Source organism: Vibrio sp. B183, from assembly GCF_000740665.1.
Taxonomy (GTDB): domain Bacteria; phylum Pseudomonadota; class Gammaproteobacteria; order Enterobacterales; family Vibrionaceae; genus Vibrio; species Vibrio coralliilyticus.
The window spans coordinates 245970-267318 of record NZ_JPQB01000007.1 but is presented as its reverse complement, the minus strand read 5'-3'; the positions used below and the strand labels follow the sequence as shown (position 1 = coordinate 267318).

The following is a 21349-nucleotide window of genomic DNA, read 5'->3' as shown; positions in this document are numbered from 1 at the left end:
GCTTGTTACTGAGTAATCTCATCGAGTAAGGACTGAGCAAGCGCACGAATCTCCGGTTGCTCCGGAGTGATAAAGCTTTGCTCAATACAAGTGTGCAACGCATCTACCGCTTCTGAATGCTTTTCCAGCGAAAGATAACATTGACCCATTCTGAAGGTCACCCCAGCGTCACATGCATTCATTAAGGTTGAATAGCCGTAGAAGATCAGCGCATGTTCAAATTGATCTAACGCGTGCAGCGTAGAGGCCATACCAAACATGTATTCGCGTCGCCAAGGGTTGTTCATCACCAGATAGGTAAAATGTGTCAAGGCTCCAGGCATATCTTCATCTTGATATAGCTCAAGTGCGCTTTGATATGCCTGATCTAATTCTGACTCTTCAACACCATTTAATTGCGCCAAAGTTTTATGCCCATTAACGACGTCTTGAATGGATTCGGCGACTTGGTTAATGTCGACTGGAAGGAAATTTGTAGTTGTCATGAGATATTCCATCATCGGTAAGGCACCGAATGAACGGTGCCCTACATTTGGTTTACGTAAAGAACAGATTAGTTGTGAACCGCTGACGCGATGCGCCCGTGAAGCTCGACTAACTCTTTGACTAATGAACGCATCTGCTCTGAGATTTGACGTGCCTTGTCACTGAGTTCGTTGACATTTTTGGCGTAATTTTGGGCATTCATCGCTTTGAATTCGCCGTCCATTTTTTCCATCTCAGCGTCTTTAGTAATGGAAGCCGAGACCATAGAGCCTGCCCCATCAACGCTTTTCCCGAGTGCCTGACCTAGGTGGGTCGCCCCTTCGCCAAATTTCGACGTTGCACCGACACCGACCATACCAACGACTCCTGACAGGATCTGTAAGCCACCGGACCAAGCCGCAGATTCAAAAGCACTCTTAATTGCATCTCGTTTAGTGTCCATCGACGCTTTTTGCACATCCCATCCAAGCAATTGCTGCTTCTGGTTATACTCTTGGAGCACGTTACGCAGCTTTTTAAAGATCTCTGCCAGTTTGACAATCAGTTCGTTAAGCTGAGCAATCGCATCCATCGCTTCACTGCCAGAGACATCATGGTCGTAGTTCGTTGAGCTTGCAGCATTCACTGGTGCGTTGTTTGAAACTTGTACTTCACTCATAATTTCCCCCTTAGCTACACTGCTGATGTGGCAATGCGAGCCTGTAACATTCCTGTTTCATTGATCACTTTGCTTGCACCATCTAAGGTGTCGCCTTGTTTATCAACCAAATCTTTGATGGTTTTGGATTGCTGTTCTTTGGCTTTGTCGTACCAGTCGTAGCAGAACTCCATCAGGTTTTGTTTCAGGATCAAATCTTCAATTTGTTTTTGAAGTTTCGCTTTTTCTTCAGTCACAATACCGCTGGTGATGGCTTTGCCAGACCCGGCAGATGCACGAATAAGATCAAGTGAGGTATAGGTACACGCTTTGATGACGGTTTTGATGACTTCATTGCGCACCATGGTAGTTACCTGTTTAGTGATCTCTTGGGCAGTAACCTGCGCACCTTTCTCGATGGCCGCGGTCGCCGCTTTTTCTACCGATTTAGTCACGAGTTGCTGAATCGCTTCTTCACTGAACGCTTTACCTAAAGACTTAGCGATTTGGCCACCCCGTTCAGCGACTTGCTCTACGCCCTTGCTGACGCCACTCATCAACTGTTTGCTGACCTGTTCTGCCACTTGTTCGGAGACTTGTTTACCAACTTGCTGCGCAATGTTTGTGACTTCTTGAGTAGAGCCTTTGCCGATGCTTTCGACCAGCTTTGGCGCGGCTTCTTTCATTGCCGTTTCTGTGCCTTTGGCGATAGAGCGAGTAGCTGAAATAGCTCGGCCTGCCTGGAAGATATCGAGTGCCATACCCACGATCTCCGCACCCAATTGTACTTTGCCCGCGACATCAATGACTTGCTGACATTTCTCTTTGTCCGCGCCACAAAGAATTGCTGTTTCCGCGGCAGCTTTGACCATGCCGGCAATACCCGCGGTAAGGTAAGCCGCGCCACTGGCCATATCCAATGCCCCGCCTGCTACGTCCCCTACGGCTATTCGCGCGGCGCCTTCAATCAGTTTGAATACACCGACAATGGCTTCGACCGCGCCGACGATCCAGTCGAAGATCGCAGCGAAGATGCCGCCTTTGTGAGCTTTCTCAGCTTGCTCGATTCGCTTAGCAAGCTGCTCCTGAAACTCTTTGACTTGTTGGTCACGCAGTACGGCTTGGGTATCAGTCATTAGTCGACTGGCTTTGGCTGCTGAATTTGCCGTATCGCCAAATGTCTTAAGTCCCAGGTTCGCCGCCATTAGAACCATGTCGTTCATGGAAGCCTTCTCTAACTGGCTTACTGTGACGTTGTCACCCTTGTGAAATGCCGATAATACGCGCTGCAATGCCCGACTTGCTATGTCTGAGCTGACCACGCCCGTTTTTGTTTCGCGGTCGATTACGTCAACAAGGCCACCGGGGGTTCCGGACGAAGGTAAACGCGCTTTGGTTTCCTTAGTTTTATCAAGACGCTCAGTATCCGATGTGCCTGTTACTGGCATTTGAGTATTGAAGTTAACACTAGTCATGATGCACCTCCTGATTAAATTGAGCTAAAGCTTTGTTGGCCTTCTCTGCAATCTCATCCCAAACTCCGTCTGGGTGACAATCACATACGCGCAATGCCGCTTTGTAGGATTTGATGGCGTACTCTTTATTACCAACAGCCAGATAGTTATTGCCTGCATAATAAGGGCTGCGAGGGTCTTCCACTTTGACGATGCCTGCGCGTCCAAAACAGAAAATCGCTTCTTCGTGCTCTTTGAGTTGCTGACAGCATGTGCCTAGTGCAAAGAAGTAATCGAAGTTCCACTGATCAATTTTCATTAGTAAATAGAAGATTCGCTTGGCACCTTCGTAGTCCCCGTAATTCATTAGCTGGGTTCCGTATCGAAACAGAAGATCGAGATCTTTCTCTTCAACGTCAGCCAACATTTTGAGTGAACCGCCTTGTTGCAAGAATGTCTGCAAAGTTTCAAAGTCTTTCTCTACCATAACGCCCCCCTATCGGATGTTTTGTGCAATGGACTTGTTCATCTCTGCCAGCATGGTTTGCATGCTGTTCAGCAGGCTGACAGTCACGTTGTAGGTTTGCATGATTTTCTGAAGCTGGAGCTGTGATTGGGAAACAAAGTCGGACGCACGGTTAGAGACGGTATCGAGTGCTGCTTTTACCGCTTTGAGTTTGCCCTGATCTAGACCACCAGCCGCTTGTAGTGTGTCAGCGATGTGCTGCATGTGTTCTTTGTTGATCCGCTGACCAGACATGTAACCCACTTCAGGTAGGCTCCAGATGTAGTCGCAAGCCCGCTTTCCATCGACCTTAATGCCGTGCTGATCCATATAGCTCACAACATCTTGCCAGCTGTATGACTGCATACCCTCTGGGCCACTGGCGTCAATTTTTGCTTTTAGCTTGTCGAGATATTTAGCTGATGGATCGTTGGTTTTGAGGTAATCGCTAATCGACTTACCATCGACTGAAAAACCATTGTCCTTCATATACTTGATGACTTCAGGTGGTAGCTGACCTGTTGCTTTGTCGCCCTCTTTTGCAACTCGGGCAATCACTTCATCTACGCGGTTAGCCATATCCTGAGCAGAGCGAGATACATCCGCTTTCGCTTGCATCTGACCGTATTTAGCATCAGCTAATTCAGACAGAAGATTCATGAATAAATACAATACCGCTACGCCACCTGACAATACGCTATCGCCTTTAATAGCGTTTTCAATTTCTACTTTGTCATTTTCTTTAGACAAAGGAGCACTCACGCCGTTATCAACTTGAAGCATAACAACTCCTTACTATTATTTTATTGAACAGATTTATCGTTTAAATAATTAACGAATATTCTGAGCGATGGATTTATTCATTTCAGCCAACATGGTTTGCATGCTATTTAAAAGGCTGACGGTCACGTTGTATGTCTGCATCAATTTTTGTAATTGAAGTTGGGATTGTGAAACGAAATCTGACGCTCGATTCGATACGGTTTCTAGAGAGGCTTTAACCGCTTTTAGTTTGCCCTGATCAAGGTCCTTACCATTTGCCTCTAGGTATTTATCAATGGTTTTTCCATCGACTGTAAACCCGTTGTCTCTCATATAGTTAATCACTTCAGGATCCAGTTGTCTTGTGGCCTTATCACCTTCTTTAGCGGCTTCCGCGACTTTTTCATCGACACGGTTTGCCATGTCCTGAGCGGTACGTGACACTTCAGATTTTTTCTGCATCTGAGAGTATTTGGCGTCAGCCATTTCAGACAGTAGATTCATGAACATATACAGCACAGCGATACCACCGGACAGTACAGTGTCACCACGTGATGCAATAGTATTTTTAATATCTTCACTTTGTTGAGAGTTGATGATGCTAGTACCTTGAGTACCTGATGTATCATTAAGATTAACAGCCATAATATTTTCCTCTTATTAATAGGTTATTACTACAAGCTGGGTTCTAAATTGGAAAATCACCATTTAGCATCTCAGTTTGTAATTCTATATTACCGCCCGTTTAATCTTTTGATTTCTAATATCCTCAACCAGTACAAATTGGTGGTTCGACCAGTTTGTTGAATATATTTTCAAATATTAAAACAGTTACAAAAAAACCGGCATAACAATATCGCTATACCGGTAAGGGACCACAGTGGTCATTGACGAATAAGAGATGAACTTTAGAGAGTTACATATATTTCTTTAACACTCGTTTTTTGGGCTTAGGAGATGATTCCGGCTGCTGTTCTTCGGAATCTCCCATGGTTTTGAACCCTTCCTCCAAGCTTTTAAAGTTGCTCTCAAGCTGGGTCACTTTCGACATAATGGCTTGCTGAGAGTTTTGAAAACCCTCGGGAAATGCCTGATTCAGCTTTTCTAATTTTCTACGTGCATCTGGATCGTGCGCAGATTTTTCGACCAAAACCTGAATTTCACTCTGCAGTTGTTCGAATTCCTTCATTTGTTCAGCAAGCATACTGCGACGGCTGTTGAGGTCATCCATTACGGATTTAATGTCGTTGAATGTATCCATAATTTTCTCCGGTTTTTAAAGTGGTACGGTAGAGTTCGGTTTATGTATAGCGCTTGTTACTGATATCGCTTAGCCAAAATACTGATCACGTCTTGAGCAGCGTAAATGGCATGGTAGAGACTTTCCGCAGTCTGTTTTGATCCTTTATTCAACTCATTTCGAGCAGCTTCTAACTGAGAAATCAATTCATCTTTGCTTTCAGGATTCTCCTTAAGCGTGGATTCCAGTTGTGTAATTCGAGCCATAACGCCTCCTATAAAATGAATGGTATGTGTATAAGTTCGCCATCTCGACTGAGATCCAGCCCTTTCAAATCAATGTGACTTACCACATAACCGCTATCGAGTTTGCTGTTCAATTTAAGTCGAGTTCCGTTGCTAAGCTCGACAAATGGGTGGCTGCTGTTACCACCAAAACTTACGATTTGCCCAGACAGATAACGGGATAAATTGTCCCTTACTGGGATGTTCTCAAATCGGACATCAATGCTTTGGCCTGTGTTCGCCATCAACTCACTACTCACCTGACGAATCTGACTGCGGACATCATCTTGAAACTGCCCCGTCACCATGATGCTGTCTTGACGACGTTCTACCATCAGGCCTTGAAGTAGCCCTTTGTCTCTAAGTGCTTCAATGAATTTTTGCACATAGCCACCAATATCGTTTGCCACTTGCCAGTGTTTAAGCCCTTGAACTTGTTCTAATTCACGAGTCACTTTGTCCCACTTTTCACCAGATTGGATTGCACCTGAAATTCTGACTTCACCCATTCTTCTTGATGGAAGAACGTTGATGTTCTGATAACCATTTGCGCTCAATACCGACTCAACATTGCTGATCAATGTATCGGTACAAACCGCGGTGTTGGTGAAACGTATCGAATGCAGTTTCAACCCTTCTTTTAACTTGGCCATGGCGGTTGAGTTGTCGCAGTAACCTGTCAGCGTCACTACTCCATCAGGGCTCCAGTTTCCTTCAACCTGATGTAATGCCGGAACATTGAGTTGGTGTTGTAACCATAATTGCGGGTCGAACACGGGTTGTGTTTTAGCCGGTAACATCAAGGTAAATGCCATTAGAACGATGGTGATCAGTGTCATTGCCAGCAACACCATCTTTCTCCATCTACTTTGGCTGGTTTTTACATGCGCCGGTAACTTTTGCCACTCTAATGCTTGCTCTGCCTTTCCTATAACCAGGCCGACACCACAAATTTCTATCGGTTCTCCCATCGGTAAGGCTTCTTCGGTATTTGCCAGAGAGCCATTTGCCCAGACTTTAACTGTATCCCTGACAAACACACCTTTTTCATCAACCCTGATATTCAATAACTCACGCTCAGCAAGTGGCACCATGATGTCGCCGCTAGGCCCCATTGATAGATCGCCCTGAGGTAATCTCAGTTCTCTACCTTGCATTGGGCCTGTGAGCCATAAGAGTTTGGTACTATTTTCCATAGCCACTCCCACTTATTGATTGACGGGTTCTGCCTTAATTAAGAACAGACGCATAACGCTTTGCTTGCTGTGGTCTGTACTACGGAAAAGTCCTCCTAGTAGTGGGATATCACCCAGTAATGGAATTTTGTTTTCTACGGTATGGTCTTTGTCCTGAACGAAACCGCCCAACAATAGACTCTCACCGGTTTTTAGTGTGGCTTGCGTTGCAATCTCTGAGTTCTCAACCTGAGGTAATGGATCTTTACTACTCACGGGCTTTGCTTGTTGGCCATCTTGAATGTTTAGTGACAGCATCACTTTTTTAAAGTTATTCTCATTGACCAGTCTTGGTGTCACTCTTAAAAGCGAACCTGTAGTTACGGATTCCAACTTGGCAACCTTCTCTCCTTCAATCTTGGTATAGAAGGTTACGTTTTTGTCCAACACCGCTTGAACATTGTTGAGTGTCACAACGGAAGGTCTTGATAACACTTTTGCTTTTGAGTTCTGCTCTAGTGCATTGAGTCTAACCATGAAGTTGCCAGTGTTGCCAATCACCGTTGAGAAGTTATCGCTGCTCAAGCTACCTTGGTTGAAGGTGACACTCCCTCCGCCAAATTTCGCGGCGGCAGACCAATCGATACCGAGTTGATTAAAGTCCGAAGTGTCAACATCAATAATGGTGACCGAAACTTCAATCATGGTTGGCGTGATATCTAATTGCTTTATCAACGAAGCATACATCGCCATATCCATCTTGTTGGTCCGAATGATCACTGCGTTTTGGCGCGAGTCTGCTGAAAAACTGGTTGTGCCTTGATTACTGGCATCAGGTCCTTCATCTTGCTCCATTTGTTTAAGCACAGAGACCACACCTGGTACCGTAACGTCTTGGCTACGGTAGCTATATACGGTGTCTGTTGCAGACGCGTATTTCAGTGGGAAGATTTTGACCGACTTCTGTGATTGCGCATGTTGCTTAGAATCGTTGTCCAGTTGCTGAACATACTTACTCACTGTATTTACACATGCCGGAACCCCATTGACTTGGATTGCGTGCAAGCCTGAAATAGATGTTACCTCACACGCTACTTTGTCAATGAAGCCCGCTTTCGCGATGTAGCGAGTCGCTTCCTGATTAGAGAGTGAAGACAGAGAAATTACCTCATTGGTGACCTCTCTCGCCTTGTTAACATGCAATAAATCCCCATCATAGTACCAAACTAAGCCGTACTGCTGCGCAAGCATGGTTAGGATCTGCTTTGGTGTCTGACCATCTATTTGACCACTGAAAGACTCGCTAATCTGGCTGCTGACTTCCATTGGGATTCCATAGTTCTTGCCTACTTCTTCAATCACTGACTTCAAAGGCGTTCCACGGCTATAGAATACAAATGGTTCACCATGCCATTGAACCGCTGATATCGGCGCAGCATGAGCAAAGTTGATCGTAAAAAGAAGTAACCAGCATAGTAATTTCTTCATAGTTTGCTCCTCCAAATACGAGGTTTGCTGGCTGGAACAGGCTTCAACAACTCTTGCTCCAGATATCTGGACAGTGCCAGTTGCATTTTTATAGAGGAAATCAGTGCTTCGTCGTCAAGCTTATTTGGGTAGCAGCGCCACAATACCCACTCATCATCACGATTTTCTAGGCTGCAATCCCAGCCTTCTTCACATACAGCGAGCACAAGAGACGCTTGCGTTGACCAAAGGCGGTTTTGTGGTGGCTCAATTTGCATACCGATCGTCACGTAATGCTCTGACTGCAACCATCGAAGTCTTCTGCTTGCGCATTGGCCTTGCCACTGGCTGTCATCTGATGCGCTATCCGTATCCAGATACCCCATCGCAATTAAACGTTCGATCATTGAGAACCTCTTTCTCTGATTTCGAATTCAGTATGTATCGAGAGGTTTTTGTTCGGTATCAGGTGAACACCTTAGTCTCACCTGAGGGGAAAAGTTTTATTATCTACATCAAGGTAAAGATGGATCTTACGTGATGCTTCACGCTAAGGTAGAAAGAGCGAATCTTGAAATGATTGCGTTAAAAATCAATGACTACAGGAGTAGACATGAAAACTCGTTGGAATTCTTCACTGGTTACCAAACTCACCATTGCTTTTATATCGGTGTTTGTCGGTCTATGGGTACTGATTCAGATAAATGCATTCGATAACACCTACAACGGAACCTTAAAGCAAACGCTGAAGAGTTACGACCAAATCAGTGAGATTCGAGCGCAGATGAATCGCAGTCTTTTCGCTCAAGCTAAGGATGATACCGAGCAATTTGAGCAGCGCCTTGAGCAATTCCAGACCATGGAAGTAGATTCTAACGCTGAATTGGTTGCCCATCAGTTCAATATTGGTGATACCAATCTACCTATAGAGCGCAAACAACTTTGGGCGCTACAAACCTTTGGCATCGCAGGCCAACAACGTTATGTAGATAGCTTCATTATTGAGCCGGACAGGCAAGTGTCTATTTATGCGGCATCCGAAATTGAACGTTCTCACCTTGATCAACGCGTCGCTGAGATCATCGACCTTTCTCAACTTGATACGGAAGACGGTTTTCGCTGGAGTGAACCCAAATACGATGCCAGTAGAAACAGCGTCTACATTCTCCTTAGTTACACCTTAAATCCGGAAGATGAGATGGCGCGTCAGGTTGGCTTCGCCATTGACATTAAAGACGTCGTCACTGTCTCCAATGTTTATACCAAAGGCGACCAAAATTTATTTCTTACACCAGAAGGCGTTGTACCGTTTCATGGTCAGTCTAAACCGGACGAACCAACCAAAGCTCAGTTGAATAGCCAAATCATGAAAGCCGGTGGCGTAGAAAATGTCGGAGAGTTTTTTGAAACCGACAATTATTATGTCGTCAGTAAGTTCATCGATGGCCCCGATTGGTTGCAGATTTCCATGGTACCCAAATCAAGAATTGAGAAGATGGCTTACACACCGTTCTACAACGAGCTCAAATGGTCACTGGTCTCTTTCGCTGTAATGATTCTGGTCATGCTGTGGATCTTGTGGAAATCACTCGCCCAAACCATCCGTAAATTTGTCGGCATCATTAAAAGTGACCGTCAGCCAACTTTTTCAAGGCGCTTACCAGAATCTAGGAAAGATGAACTTGGCGATATCGCTCGCGCCTACAACATGTTGCTCGATACGATTAAATCCAGCTATGACGAGCTTGAGTCTAAAGTTGAACAACGAACCGTTGAACTTGCTCATGCAAAACAACTGGCTGAAAAGGCGACTGCTCGAAAAAGCGAGCATCTGACCAACATCAGCCATGAACTACGTACTCCTTTGAATGGCATCACGGGTTCGCTTGAGTTACTGCGCAATACTCAGATGAATGAACAACAAGCTGACTTAAGAAATACGGCTTACACGTGCGCTAAATCCCTACTCAGCATCATTAACAACCTGCTCGACTTCTCCAGAATTGAAGCAGATCAGATTGAGCTTAATCTTGCCAGTAACCCACTTCTAAAAGTGGTCGATGAAGCAATGCTGACGATTCAATCCAATGTCATCAACAAGCCTGTTGAGTTAAAAACCGTTGTTGCCGATAACATTCCTGAAAGCTGCATATTCGATCCAATCCGAGTAAGGCAAGTACTGGTTAACCTACTCGGCAACGCGGCAAAGTTCACAGAGCAAGGACACATCTTCCTCTACATTGATAGCAAAGATGACATGTTATATTTCACTGTCGAAGATACAGGGCCCGGTATTGCAGCTAATAAGCTAGATGAAGTTTTCGAACCATTCAGACAATCTTCCCAGCATCAGGTTGGGACCGGGCTGGGGTTACCTATCTCTCGCAAACTTGCCAGTATCATGGGCGGTAGCTTGTCTTTGAAAAGTGAGCTTGGTGTGGGTTCAACATTTATTTTCGCTATGCCACTGACTGAACCTAGCATGCGACTACGCCTTAAACAAGGCGTCATTGATGCGCCAGAAAATCTACATACACAGATTTCACTTTGGGGCGGAGAGTGTGTCGATAAACACTCGGAATCACTTCAAAATGATGAACTCAATTATCTGCCTTGGCGACTTTGGAAGCGTTTGTACGAAATTCAGCATGGTATTTCAACCGAGAAAACCACCGTTCCCGCCAAGGAGATGTTGCCTTGGAAATTGAAAGTACTCTTGGTTGATGATGTTGAAACCAATCGCGATATCATCACCAAAATGTTGGTTGAACTAGGCCAAGAAGTGATTTGTGTGGAGAGCGGTGAGCTAGCGTTGCAAACCGGCGAGCGCCATATCTTCGATCTAGTATTAATGGATATTCGTATGCCAGGCATCGACGGCTATCAAGCGACGCAACTCTGGCGTGAAAGCGAGACTATTCTCGATACCGACTGCCCTATTATGGCATTAACGGCGAACGCCAATCACTCGGAACACGATCAGTCTATGCACCTGATGAACGGCTATCTCACCAAACCTGTTTCATTGAAGGAGCTGGCAAAAGCTCTTGATGTTGCGGCTGAAATTCAGATAGATCGTGACATGCAGCCAGATATCAATACAGACTCAGATACCCCTATTATGGATTTCGCCGAAGACGAATTTACCCAACGACTCGCTAATCATTTCAAAGATATGGCTCAAGCTGCCCGTGAGAGCTTAGCGGATCAGAATTGGCAAGAGCTCAGAGACATATTACATAACGTAAAAGGAAGTGCTGGTCTCGCTGGTATCAATGATGTTTCGAGCGCTGCTGCCGATCTAGAAAAGCAATTGGAGCAAACCAATCATATTGAAAGCGAAGAACTTTATCCGCTGCTCCTCGCTTTAGAAAACTATCAATCACGTTCATAGCGAAGTAGAAAAATATGACATACGAACAATGGGATGCAATTGCTGATGCCTACATTCCACTTATAGGTTGCATTAGCCTGATCGTAATCCTGATTACGAGTTTTAGGTCTGGTTTGAGAACCAGTACTAAGCAGCTGCTAGCAACTTTAGTATCAACGCTGTACATCTATGCACTGATGTTTGCAGATAACTATTTCCAAATTTGGCCTTCATTCGGGATGGACTATAGCACCCACACTGCGTTAGCACTGGTGTTCGTCACCTATCTGTTTACCCATAGCAAAGCACTAAAATGGGTAAGCGTGGCTTCAATGATCGCCTATGCCATTTTGATGATGTACCAACACTATCATACGTTTTCAGATATCATCACGACTGCACTCTGCGTTTTACCCGTGCTTTGGCTTTGTCAGACTCGGCTTGTAAAAGGGTTAAACACACAACCTTGTGCCTAACCAATTAAGCATTAAAAAAACGGCGAATTCAGTAAAGGCTGAATTCGCCGTTTCGTTAAACTGTATCTAAGTTAGATACCCATCCTATGGGCCCATTTCATTAAATCGGCAACATTGTGCGCGTCTAGCTTACGCATAATGTTCATCCGATGGGTTTCTACGGTTTTTAGACCAATCAACAGGGCTTCAGCAATATCTCGATTACGTTTACCTTCGAAGATCAATTTGAGAACCTGCTTTTCCCGCGGCGTTAAAACCGGGATATCCCCTTCTTCAACACCACTTAGTGCCTCAATATGTTTGGCATCCAAAGCTGGGTCGAGGAAACTCTTGCCTCGTGTCACACTCTTTATTGCAGCGAGCAATGTACTTTTAGAACCATTTTTCAATACGTAACCGTTTGAACCGGCATCTAACGCTTCTCGTGCTTTGCGCTCTTCTTCAGAGGCTGTCAATACGATGATCATCATGTCTGGCCAACGTTTACGTAACTGTCGAATTGCCTCTACACCGGACATGCCCGGAAGGTTAAGGTCCATAAAGACCATGTCCGGTTTGAGCTTAAGGCACTCCTCGTATACGCCCAGCCCATCTGTCACGAATCCTACTAACTCCAAATTTGGATATGGAGAAAGGCAGCTTTTTAAACCGTCGAATATAAGGTCATGATCATCCACGACCAAGATTTTTAAATGTGAATACTCGCCAAATGTCATCGTCATTCTCCACGTCAGAAATCGATGCATATAAGGTTCAATATAACCAAACTGCTACGAATTTATTGTTGTTATCGATATTCAATCTATCATTCAACGTGAAGTTATCAAGAGCGTTTTTCATTTAAGTGACATGGGTTCTCATAACGAGGCAGATCGCATGGCGCGTTTAGTCTTCTCCATCATCGTAAGAGACGTTCATCACCACACGAAGTAACTCAGCAACAGGCTCAAACAATGATTCGGGAATGACCTGACCGGGCTCTACCTGGTGATACAAGGCACGTGCTAGCGGAATGTTTTCAACCAGCGGAACCTCATGTTTCTCCGCCATTTCAACAACATGTAGGGCCATATGTTCTTGCGCTTTGTCTAAAACCAATGGCAACGGTGTTTCACCCGGTTGATAATAGAGGCATACCGCAATGTGTGTAGGGTTTCGGACAATGACTGTCGATTTTTTCACATTAGACACCAACGATCCGTTCGCTGTTTCTCTTTGCAGTTCGCGACGTTTTTGCTTCACTTCAGGGTTGCCTTCTGTTTCCTTGTATTCCTGTTTAGTGTCTTCTTTCGACATCTTGAGCTGTTTCATTGTCTGGAAATGGACGAAAGCGTAATCCCCAACGGAAAAGACAAGGTAACAAACAAGGAAGGCGCCCCACAGCCATTTGATCAGAGTGAAAATGATCTCAACACCGCAATCTACACCACATGTAGGTAAATACTGGAACATATTCACATGCTGATGCAGCAGATAATAAAAGACCAAACTGAGCACCAAAATTTTGAGCATGTTCTTACACAGCTCAAACAAGCTTTTCATTGAGAAGATGTTCTTTGCATTGTTGATGACATTCACTTTGTTAAAACTTGGTTTTAAGCTTTCAGATGCCCAAACCGGCCCCGTCTGGACCATGCAGCTAAACGCGACGGTAATCACCAAAATAAAGACTAATCCAGCAATGAATCGAATCAGGATATAAACAAACGCCGCAACCACGGTTTCTGCCGCCACTTTGAGTGGCAAATCGATAGAAGTAATGGCGAGATCGATCATTTTCCATATCGCTTCCATCATGCCCTGCCCTTCAATAATGAAGTAACCGAGAATCACCGCCATTTGAAAGCCTGTCACAATCTCATTGCTTTTAATGACCTGGCCTTTTTTTCGTGCATCACGTAAGCGTTTTTGGGTCGGTTTTTCGGTTTTCTCAGCCATACCTAGCCCTTAAACAATTGGAACAGTGTTGAGATATTGCTTTCAAACTGATTGATTTGATTGAGGTAGTGAGACAGTGCGAAATGCATGCTCACCAAAAGTAAGAAGACAACTAAGATGCTTTTTATGGGCATCGATAGGAAGAAAACATTGAGTTGCTCAACAGAGCGGTTAACCAAGCCAAGCGCAACATCGACCATGATCATGACGACCATTGCAGGCAGTGCAAAACTCAAGCACATGTCAGACATCATCTGCCACTGTTGGCTGATAAATGACAGCAGGTCCTGATTAAAAGACAAGGCAGACTCAGGAGGTAACACGGTATAGGACTGGTATAGAGCGGTTAACAAGGCGTTAAAACCACCAGATACCAGAAATAACACTCCTAGTATCTGAGTGAAGAACATACCAAACACTGAGGATTGTAACCCCATCAACGGGTTGAGTACCGTTGACATCGATGCACCACGCATTGTATCGATAACAAATCCGGCCATATCAATCGCCCAGAATGGAATGGCAGCACAGAAACCAACAATCAGGCCAATTAAAAGCTCTTCACCGTAAATGAATGTTAGTTCTGTTAATGGTTTAGCTGCAAAGTCAACTGGGTGAGCTTGCATCATCGGGATGATGGGCAGTGCGAACATCAGTACCAGTGTATTGCGAATCAACCCGCTTCCCATCGCTCCACCTTTGAAAAGCGGTAGCATTATCATCATGCCCAGTGGTCGCATCATGCAAAGTGCGAGAATAGGGATATATTGCATCAGGGTTGCCATTTAGCCCCCTATGTATCCAATCTGATCGAAAGCCAATCCAGCGTAGTTAAGTAGAGTGCTCCCCATCCAGTGATAGCTCACAGCAAGTGTGATGCAGACAGCTACCAACTTGATAAGGAATTGCAAAGACTGGTCTTGTATCTGCGTCAGTGCCTGAAACAAACTCACCAGAATCCCCACGGCAGAAGCCACAACGACTACAGGTAAGGAAAGAATGAGAACCAACCAAAGCAATTCAGACGTAAAATGGATAATCACCGCTTCGTTCATGAGAAAGACCCCATCAGTTGGCCAATCAGTTTGTCCCAGCCACCCATTAGTATGAAAATCAATAGCTTGAATGGGAAAGCAATCGTCATTGGCGATACCATCATCATGCCCATCGCTAGCAAGATGTTAGAAACGATTAAGTCGATGGCGACAAACGGTAAATAAAGCAAGAAACCAATTTTGAATGCTTCAATCAATTGGCTCATGGTAAACGCCGGGACCATAACCAGTAGTGAATCTTTGGATAGTTCGCTTTGGTATTGTTCAGGCCAGATTTTGTGCCCAATCTCAGAGAAGAACTGAATTTGGGTATCACTGGTGTTGTGGCTGAGAAATTGATGATATGGCGCGATTATCTGATCACTGATTTGGCTAAACACTTCCGGTGACGCCCAATCCACAGGATGCGCGGCCAAATTATCTCGAATAGCTAAACCAACAGGCGCCATCGTAAACATTGTCAGAATTAGCGCTAAACCATAAATTGCCATATTAGGCGGGATTTGCTGAATACCCAGAGCATTTCGCAACATAGACAGCACGATCGAAAGTTTTAAAAATGATGTCCCCATGACCGCAAACAATGGCAAAAGTGACATAAAAAATAATACTGCGATCAGTTGAATTGGATTATCCAGTAAGGCCATAAACACCTCCCAACGATGGTTACATGGTGAGTTTGCACTAGATTGCCATTGCTTAGTATCAGGTCAGGACCTGAGATATAAGTGACATGGAATTGGATAAAAATGGAGATATAACTTTTTATAATCAATCACTTCTGAATCTTCGACATATCCTTTAAAGCTAAGTAAACCTTAGAGGACATATGAAGATGAATATACGTACGCTTAGTCTCGGGCTAGTCGCAACCACCATGGCGTGGTTGACCAATGCAAGCCCTTCTTATCAGGATACTGACACGCACTACCTCGCTTTCGAAGCGGAGGACTACCACAACATTATTCGGCACAACGGAGACAATGACGGTTTCAACGTTGTCTCAATCGACGAATTCACCTCTGAATTTGGCACATCAGTCTTACCCGAAAATTCAGCCTACCCCGCTTCAGAGAACCGCGCTTTGCTGGCTGATTTTCGCTACGAGTATGACATGAACCAATCAACCGTTAAGTACCAAGTCGTTTTTCAAACACCTGGGACTTATCGCCTTTATTACCGACGCTCTATGTTTGAAAAAGATAACGGCTCTTCCTACGGTGGAGAAGATTCATTTTTCTACGCGAACGAATTTGACGGAGAAGAGTTTGCTCAGCATGGTAGCCGTCAATCTCAGGATAGTGATAGTGAATCCAATCCAGAGAACAACCCTTCAGAAGGAAAATTCTTTTGGTACCGAGTCAATAATGATTTCATCGTCACTCAGCAAGACGTAGGAAGGGTTCTGACGTTTTCAATCCGTGACCGAGAGAAAGGCTTTGCACTCGATCGCTTTATCTTCAGCCTCGACCATAAGTTAGACATGGAAGAAACGCCGAAAGATGGTGATGGAAATCAACTGGATGAGTTAGTGAATTCACCAAAGCAGAAACCGGAACCTGTCTCCCATCTATTTCCAATGGACTATGTACCGCATTATGAAAGTGACGAAGAAATTTCGGAACGTGAAAGCGCACTGAAAACACGTCGAGACGATTATATTGGTTATCTGTTCGAACAAGACCAGTTGGGCAACAGTGAGTTGCTCATTGATGAGTTAATCAGGCAGAACAACGATCAGGATGATTTCAAAAGTGCGCTCAAAACCCTTGTGACTCTAGTCTCCCAAGAGCGTTTTTTTCCACACTGGAAAGATCAAGTTGTTGAACGTTTTCATCACGAAGGTGAATTGGCGAGACTGAATGCACAAAAGATTATTCAGGAAAGCAACGGAGATATAAATGATCTCGTTCAGGTGAACCCGATTCGCCATTACACCGATTACGCATGGGCGCTTTATGAACTCGGAGTGTTCAACGACGACGACGACGATGACGCTGCCGTTGCATTCAGACAAAACTTTGAAACCTTCGTCACCCAATATATTGAGGGCACTGCCCCTTACTTTGATAACGCGTATTTCTCTGGAGGTTACAACAAACACGTTACCGCAATGGATATCGCATCCACCATAACCCTGCTCTACAAATCTTCTCTTGCATACCCGAAAGTAAAAGAGGCGTTTTATGCTTTCTGGTACAACGTGACTCAAATGTCGTACGACGGAGATAATTCCCCTCATTATGATGCCGGGACTGGTTTTAACATCATCCTTAACATCGCAGTTCGACATGGGAAAGAGAACGACGTTATCCAGTCTGAACACCTGCTAAGAATGATGGACAGAATGTCCCGTACCGTCATGCCAAGCGGGCAATCAGCCAAATGGGGAAAATCGATGGAAAGTGTTTCTGCAGGCCAAATCAAGATATCAGCAGGCGGGAACCTTCCTTGGATTTTAAAGATGGGCTACCGTCTGTGGCATCATCCTCATTACCTATATATGGCACGCAAGTATCAAGCTTTTCTTTATCAAGATCATGGCCCTTTTGCTGGTAAAGAGTATGCCCCAGATCTATGGCCATTAGGTATCGACGCATTCGATATTGAGCTGGCAAAACCAAGCTCTGGTGACACTCTGTCGCGTACCACTCCTAGAATTACTTCATGTTGTCATAAGGACGGACTGTTGCTTGGCCGTGGTGATACCAACTATGTGGGTGTACAGGATAAGCTGATACTTTCAACTGGGCATCACCCAAGAGCACCTTATATGTTGATGGATTTGAGCTATACGCAACATAAAGCCGCACATGACCATCGTTCTGGTATCGATAATCACAATTTCAATGGTGCGCATACTGTCACCAGAATGAAGCGGTGGGCTGAAGCGAATAAAAACAATGGGATATACATCAATCCTGCTCAGTATGACTATCCCTCAGCACCTTATCCTTCAAAGGAAGTGTCAGCACCCGGAGATAATGAGCGATTTAAGCAAGTCATGGGCTATAAACCTTCCTCTGGCTATGAGATTGAAGAATATAGTGTACAACAACTCTCTGATGACGCTGCCTATGGGGTGGTTAAGTATCGCCGCTACCAATACGAAGGTGTGGTTACTAAGCGTGAAACTGTGTTACTCCACAATGGCGTTTTAGTGGTATTGGACACCCTTTCTACAACACCAACCTACTCAGGAGATCATATCGGCGGCGCCCTTTATCAGGTATTACCGCAACTAAAATCGTCACAAGGTAACAACTGGGTTCTTCTCAAAGGGCAACAAAAAATGCTACCGACTACCTTACCCTCAGGAGAGCTACAACAACTTGATACCTTATTGGTGTTTGATGCTTCGAATGAGGACGTTGAGGTGAAACTGACCAGAAACACTTGGGACAATGAAGAAAGGGAATGGTTTAGCGCTTCAAAGCCACTTGGAACAGGCGAGTCATTCAAAATTGTCTCTTTGATGCTGCCTTTAAGGAACAGTCACGCAATCCAATCGTTCGTTAACGGCATAGACATAAAGTATGAGGCCGAACCAACACTGGTCACTATTCCGTATAACACAACGCAGAACTTAAAGGTGGCTTTTCATTCCAATCAACCAGCTAACGTTAGCTACGATAAATTCAGCGAAAAAATCACACAAAGTGAATAATAATTTGTTCACCTAGAAATTCTCAAAGAAAAGGCCATTCGCTCTTATATATAGAGGGCGAATGGCCATAAATAGAAACAGTAAATATATCTGAACAAAAAGACAATCCAGATATATTAATTTGATTTAAAATTTAAAGGCGGAACTTAACACCAATAATATTTGCCTCTTCGAGATCTTGAAGTGTTAGTTCAAAGTCTTCTTTTGATGAGAGTTCAACCTCCCAACTTTTCTCTTTACTTTCGACTTTTAGCTGGGAATTTTCACTGGTTAACTGCCAATTTCCTGTCGGTTTTTCCAGCACCAGTTTTGAGCCTTCTAAAATGGCATTGATAGATCTATTTTTAACATTAAAAGTACAACTTGGTTTCAACTCACATTCCACATTTCCTTGCTCTTTGTAGGCCATTGTTCGCCAAATAAACGCAGTAATTAAAAGGGTTAACATGATGATTATTTGAGCAAAACGACCACGTGTGAGTTTTTCGGCTGCCATTCGGTACGGTTCTCCGTGTAACAAACTTCAAAGTTTTAAAATAAAAGGTCAAAACCTGACCGACTGTAAGGTTACTACCCTGTCATTGAATTGTTAAATGCAGTATAGTTGGCGGCTGAAAATGCCACTTTTTTATTAAAATCGGCAAGAAAGTTTAACCGACTGTTTCGGCGTCATTTTCTTTATGGTTTGGGTGGCATTACGACATGTGTCGTGTTGGAAGTAAAGTGTAGTTAATTAGAAATTGGAAGCATGCAAATGAGCCAAGAAAAGCAGCTTGAACAAAACTACAACTATACGGTCGTCCGTCAGTTCACCCTAGTAACCATTCTATGGGGTATTGTCGGTATGGGCGTTGGTGTTTTGATTGCCGCTCAATTAGTTTGGCCACAGCTAAACTTTGATACGCCGTGGTTGACGTACAGTCGTTTACGTCCTCTGCATACTAATGCGGTTATTTTTGCGTTTGGTACAAGTGCTCTGTTCGCAACGTCTTACTACGTTGTGCAGCGTACCTGTCAAACTCGTTTATTTGGTGGCCCTCTTGTTGCCTTCACCTTTTGGGGTTGGCAAGCAATCATCTTAGCAGCAGCTATCACTCTGCCTTTAGGTATGACCTCAGGCAAAGAGTACGCTGAACTGGAATGGCCGATCGACATCGCTATCGCGGTGGTCTGGGTCTCTTACGCTGTCGTGTTCTTCGGGACATTGATCAAGCGTAATACGTCTCACATCTACGTAGCGAACTGGTTCTTCGGAGCCTTCATCATCACAGTAGCGGTTCTTCATATCGTTAACAGCATGGCTATCCCTGTGTCTATGGGTAAATCGTACTCGATTTATTCAGGTGCGGTGGATGCGATGGTTCAATGGTGGTACGGACACAACGCGGTAGGTTTCCTACTCACTGCGGGTTTCCTAGGTATGATGTACTACTTTGTTCCTAAGCAAGCTGAACGTCCTGTTTATTCTTACCGTCTATCTATCGTTCACTTCTGGGCTCTTGTATCTCTATACATTTGGGCTGGCCCTCACCACCTGCACTACACTGCTCTTCCAGATTGGACGCAGTCAATTGGTATGGTGATGTCTTTGGTACTGTTCGCCCCTTCTTGGGGTGGTATGATCAACGGTATCATGACGCTATCTGGTGCTTGGCATAAGCTTCGTTATGACCCAATTCTTCGTTTCCTAATCGTATCTCTATCGTTCTACGGTATGTCTACGTTTGAAGGTCCAATGATGTCAATTAAGACAGTTAACGCACTGTCTCACTACACTGACTGGACTATCGGCCACGTACACTCTGGTGCACTTGGTTGGGTTGCAATGGTTTCTATCGGTTCTGTATACCACCTAGTTCCTCGCCTGTTTGGTCAAGAGCGTATGTACTCTGTGAGCATGATCAACGCGCACTTCTGGTTGGCAACAATCGGTACGGTTCTATACATCGTTGCAATGTGGATCTCTGGCGTAATGCAAGGTCTGATGTGGCGTGCAGTTAACTCTGACGGTACGTTGACTTACAGCTTCGTTGAATCTGTACAGGCTTCTTACCCGTTCTACTTCGTACGTTTCCTAGGTGGTTTCATCTTCCTAACTGGTATGTTCTTAATGGCATACAACACGTACAAGACTGTAACAGCGCCAAAAGATAGCCTAAAAGCTATCCCGCAGCCGGCATAAGGAGATTAAAAGAATGAGTTCTAATTCTAACAATCGCCACGAAATTGTTGAGCGCAATGTCGGTTTGCTAGCGATTCTTATTGTTTTTGCAATCAGCTTGGGTGCTCTTGTAGAGATCACCCCGCTTATTTTCCAAAAACAAACCACTGAGCCTGTTGACAATCTACGCCCATACACAGCTCTAGAGCTGGAAGGTCGTGATGTATACATCCGTGAAGGTTGTAACGTATGTCATAGCCAGATGATTCGTCCATTCCGTTCTGAAACTGAGCGTTACGGTCACTACTCTGTTGCTGGTGAAAGTGTTTGGGAACACCCATTCCTATGGGGCTCTAAGCGTACTGGTCCAGACCTAGCACGCGTTGGTGGTCGTTACTCTGATGAGTGGCACCGCGTTCACCTAATTGACCCGCGTGAGCTTGTTCCTGAGTCAAACATGCCTGGTTTCCCATGGCTGGCTGACAATGTTCTTGATGGTAAGAACACCGAGAAGAAGCTAACAATCTTCCGCGATCAGTTTGGCGTTCCATACACTGATGAGCAAATCGCAAACGCGTCTAAAGATGTAGAAGGTAAAACTGAGATGGATGCCATCATCGCTTACCTTCAGTCTCTTGGTCACGCAATGAAGTAATAAAGGGGTGAAAT

At 44.6% G+C, this 21349-nt stretch carries 22 protein-coding genes; 5 read left to right on the top strand and 17 right to left on the bottom strand.

The genetic code is table 11. The features are described 5' to 3' along the window. Nucleotides 1-5: 5 nt before the first annotated feature. From IX95_RS10005 to IX95_RS09955, 11 genes are all read right to left on the bottom strand, one after another. Nucleotides 6-485 (bottom strand): type III secretion protein, encoded by a 480-nt coding sequence (locus IX95_RS10005; RefSeq protein ID WP_038159346.1) that lies wholly within the window; start codon nt 483-485, stop codon nt 6-8. 68 nt (nt 486-553) lie between these two features. After that, nucleotides 554-1144 (bottom strand): pathogenicity island effector protein, encoded by a 591-nt coding sequence (locus tag IX95_RS10000; RefSeq protein ID WP_038159343.1) that lies wholly within the window; start codon nt 1142-1144, stop codon nt 554-556. A 14-nt stretch (nt 1145-1158) separates the two neighbouring features. Further along, complete coding sequence (locus tag IX95_RS09995) at nt 1159-2598, bottom strand: type III secretion system translocon protein (RefSeq protein WP_038159340.1); 1440 nt, start codon at nt 2596-2598, stop codon at nt 1159-1161. Then, nucleotides 2591-3064: a SycD/LcrH family type III secretion system chaperone gene (locus IX95_RS09990; RefSeq protein ID WP_038159337.1), complete on the bottom strand. Its 474-nt coding sequence runs from the start codon at nt 3062-3064 to the stop codon at nt 2591-2593. Before IX95_RS09990 ends, IX95_RS09995 begins: the two co-directional genes overlap by 8 nt. Before the next feature lie 9 nt (nt 3065-3073). Next, the gene (locus tag IX95_RS09985; RefSeq protein WP_038159335.1) at nt 3074-3865 is read right to left on the bottom strand and encodes a secretion protein EspA; all 792 of its coding nucleotides are present in this window, start codon (nt 3863-3865) and stop codon (nt 3074-3076) included. 48 nt (nt 3866-3913) lie between these two features. Next, entirely contained in the window at nt 3914-4489 is a 576-nt protein-coding gene (locus IX95_RS09980; protein WP_038159332.1) for a secretion protein EspA, read from the bottom strand. Between the two features lie 271 nt (nt 4490-4760). After that, on the bottom strand, nt 4761-5105 hold the full coding sequence (locus IX95_RS09975; protein WP_038159330.1) for a hypothetical protein: 345 nt from the start codon (nt 5103-5105) through the stop codon (nt 4761-4763). Between the two features lie 56 nt (nt 5106-5161). After that, nucleotides 5162-5350: an EscE/YscE/SsaE family type III secretion system needle protein co-chaperone gene (locus tag IX95_RS09970; RefSeq protein ID WP_006962246.1), complete on the bottom strand. Its 189-nt coding sequence runs from the start codon at nt 5348-5350 to the stop codon at nt 5162-5164. An 8-nt stretch (nt 5351-5358) separates the two neighbouring features. Further along, nucleotides 5359-6564, bottom strand: a complete 1206-nt coding sequence (sctD, locus tag IX95_RS09965) for a type III secretion system inner membrane ring subunit SctD (RefSeq protein WP_038159327.1) — start codon at nt 6562-6564, stop codon at nt 5359-5361. A gap of 12 nt (nt 6565-6576) precedes the next feature. After that, nucleotides 6577-8031 carry an EscC/YscC/HrcC family type III secretion system outer membrane ring protein gene (locus tag IX95_RS09960; RefSeq protein WP_019276902.1) on the bottom strand — a complete coding sequence of 485 codons (1455 nt, stop codon included), beginning with the start codon at nt 8029-8031 and terminating at the stop codon, nt 6577-6579. Continuing rightward, complete coding sequence (locus tag IX95_RS09955) at nt 8028-8417, bottom strand: hypothetical protein (protein WP_038159322.1); 390 nt, start codon at nt 8415-8417, stop codon at nt 8028-8030. Before IX95_RS09955 ends, IX95_RS09960 begins: the two co-directional genes overlap by 4 nt. Before the next feature lie 206 nt (nt 8418-8623). Between IX95_RS09955 and IX95_RS09950 the strand changes: the two genes are divergently transcribed. After that, entirely contained in the window at nt 8624-11404 is a 2781-nt protein-coding gene (locus IX95_RS09950) for a two component system sensor kinase (RefSeq protein ID WP_038159319.1), read from the top strand. 14 nt (nt 11405-11418) lie between these two features. Then, entirely contained in the window at nt 11419-11859 is a 441-nt protein-coding gene (locus IX95_RS09945) for a membrane protein (RefSeq protein ID WP_038159316.1), read from the top strand. A gap of 71 nt (nt 11860-11930) precedes the next feature. Here the strand turns inward: IX95_RS09945 and IX95_RS09940 are convergent, their stop codons facing one another. The 5 genes from IX95_RS09940 to sctR form a co-directional block, all read right to left on the bottom strand. Continuing rightward, nucleotides 11931-12575 (bottom strand): two component system response regulator, encoded by a 645-nt coding sequence (locus IX95_RS09940; protein ID WP_019277991.1) that lies wholly within the window; start codon nt 12573-12575, stop codon nt 11931-11933. A 169-nt stretch (nt 12576-12744) separates the two neighbouring features. Next, nucleotides 12745-13797: an EscU/YscU/HrcU family type III secretion system export apparatus switch protein gene (locus IX95_RS09935; RefSeq protein WP_006962252.1), complete on the bottom strand. Its 1053-nt coding sequence runs from the start codon at nt 13795-13797 to the stop codon at nt 12745-12747. A gap of 2 nt (nt 13798-13799) precedes the next feature. Further along, nucleotides 13800-14582, bottom strand: coding sequence for a type III secretion system export apparatus subunit SctT (gene sctT / locus IX95_RS09930; protein ID WP_038159312.1), 783 nt, complete (start codon nt 14580-14582; stop codon nt 13800-13802). Next, on the bottom strand, nt 14583-14852 hold the full coding sequence (locus IX95_RS09925) for an EscS/YscS/HrcS family type III secretion system export apparatus protein (RefSeq protein WP_006962254.1): 270 nt from the start codon (nt 14850-14852) through the stop codon (nt 14583-14585). Continuing rightward, nucleotides 14849-15499, bottom strand: coding sequence for a type III secretion system export apparatus subunit SctR (sctR, locus tag IX95_RS09920; protein WP_038159309.1), 651 nt, complete (start codon nt 15497-15499; stop codon nt 14849-14851). Before sctR ends, IX95_RS09925 begins: the two co-directional genes overlap by 4 nt. Before the next feature lie 188 nt (nt 15500-15687). Between sctR and IX95_RS09915 the strand changes: the two genes are divergently transcribed. After that, nucleotides 15688-18519, top strand: coding sequence for a hypothetical protein (locus IX95_RS09915; protein WP_235202608.1), 2832 nt, complete (start codon nt 15688-15690; stop codon nt 18517-18519). Nucleotides 18520-18652: 133 nt separating this feature from the next. On the opposite strand, the gene IX95_RS09910 is transcribed toward IX95_RS09915, so the two are convergent. Next, nucleotides 18653-19015, bottom strand: a complete 363-nt coding sequence (locus IX95_RS09910) for a hypothetical protein (RefSeq protein ID WP_038159304.1) — start codon at nt 19013-19015, stop codon at nt 18653-18655. A gap of 258 nt (nt 19016-19273) precedes the next feature. Here IX95_RS09910 and ccoN point away from each other — a divergent pair, with 258 nt between their 5' ends. Beyond that, nucleotides 19274-20701, top strand: a complete 1428-nt coding sequence (gene ccoN / locus IX95_RS09905) for a cytochrome-c oxidase, cbb3-type subunit I (RefSeq protein ID WP_006962258.1) — start codon at nt 19274-19276, stop codon at nt 20699-20701. Between the two features lie 13 nt (nt 20702-20714). Further along, nucleotides 20715-21335 carry a cytochrome-c oxidase, cbb3-type subunit II gene (gene ccoO / locus IX95_RS09900; protein WP_006962259.1) on the top strand — a complete coding sequence of 207 codons (621 nt, stop codon included), beginning with the start codon at nt 20715-20717 and terminating at the stop codon, nt 21333-21335. Nucleotides 21336-21349: the final 14 nt, after the last annotated feature.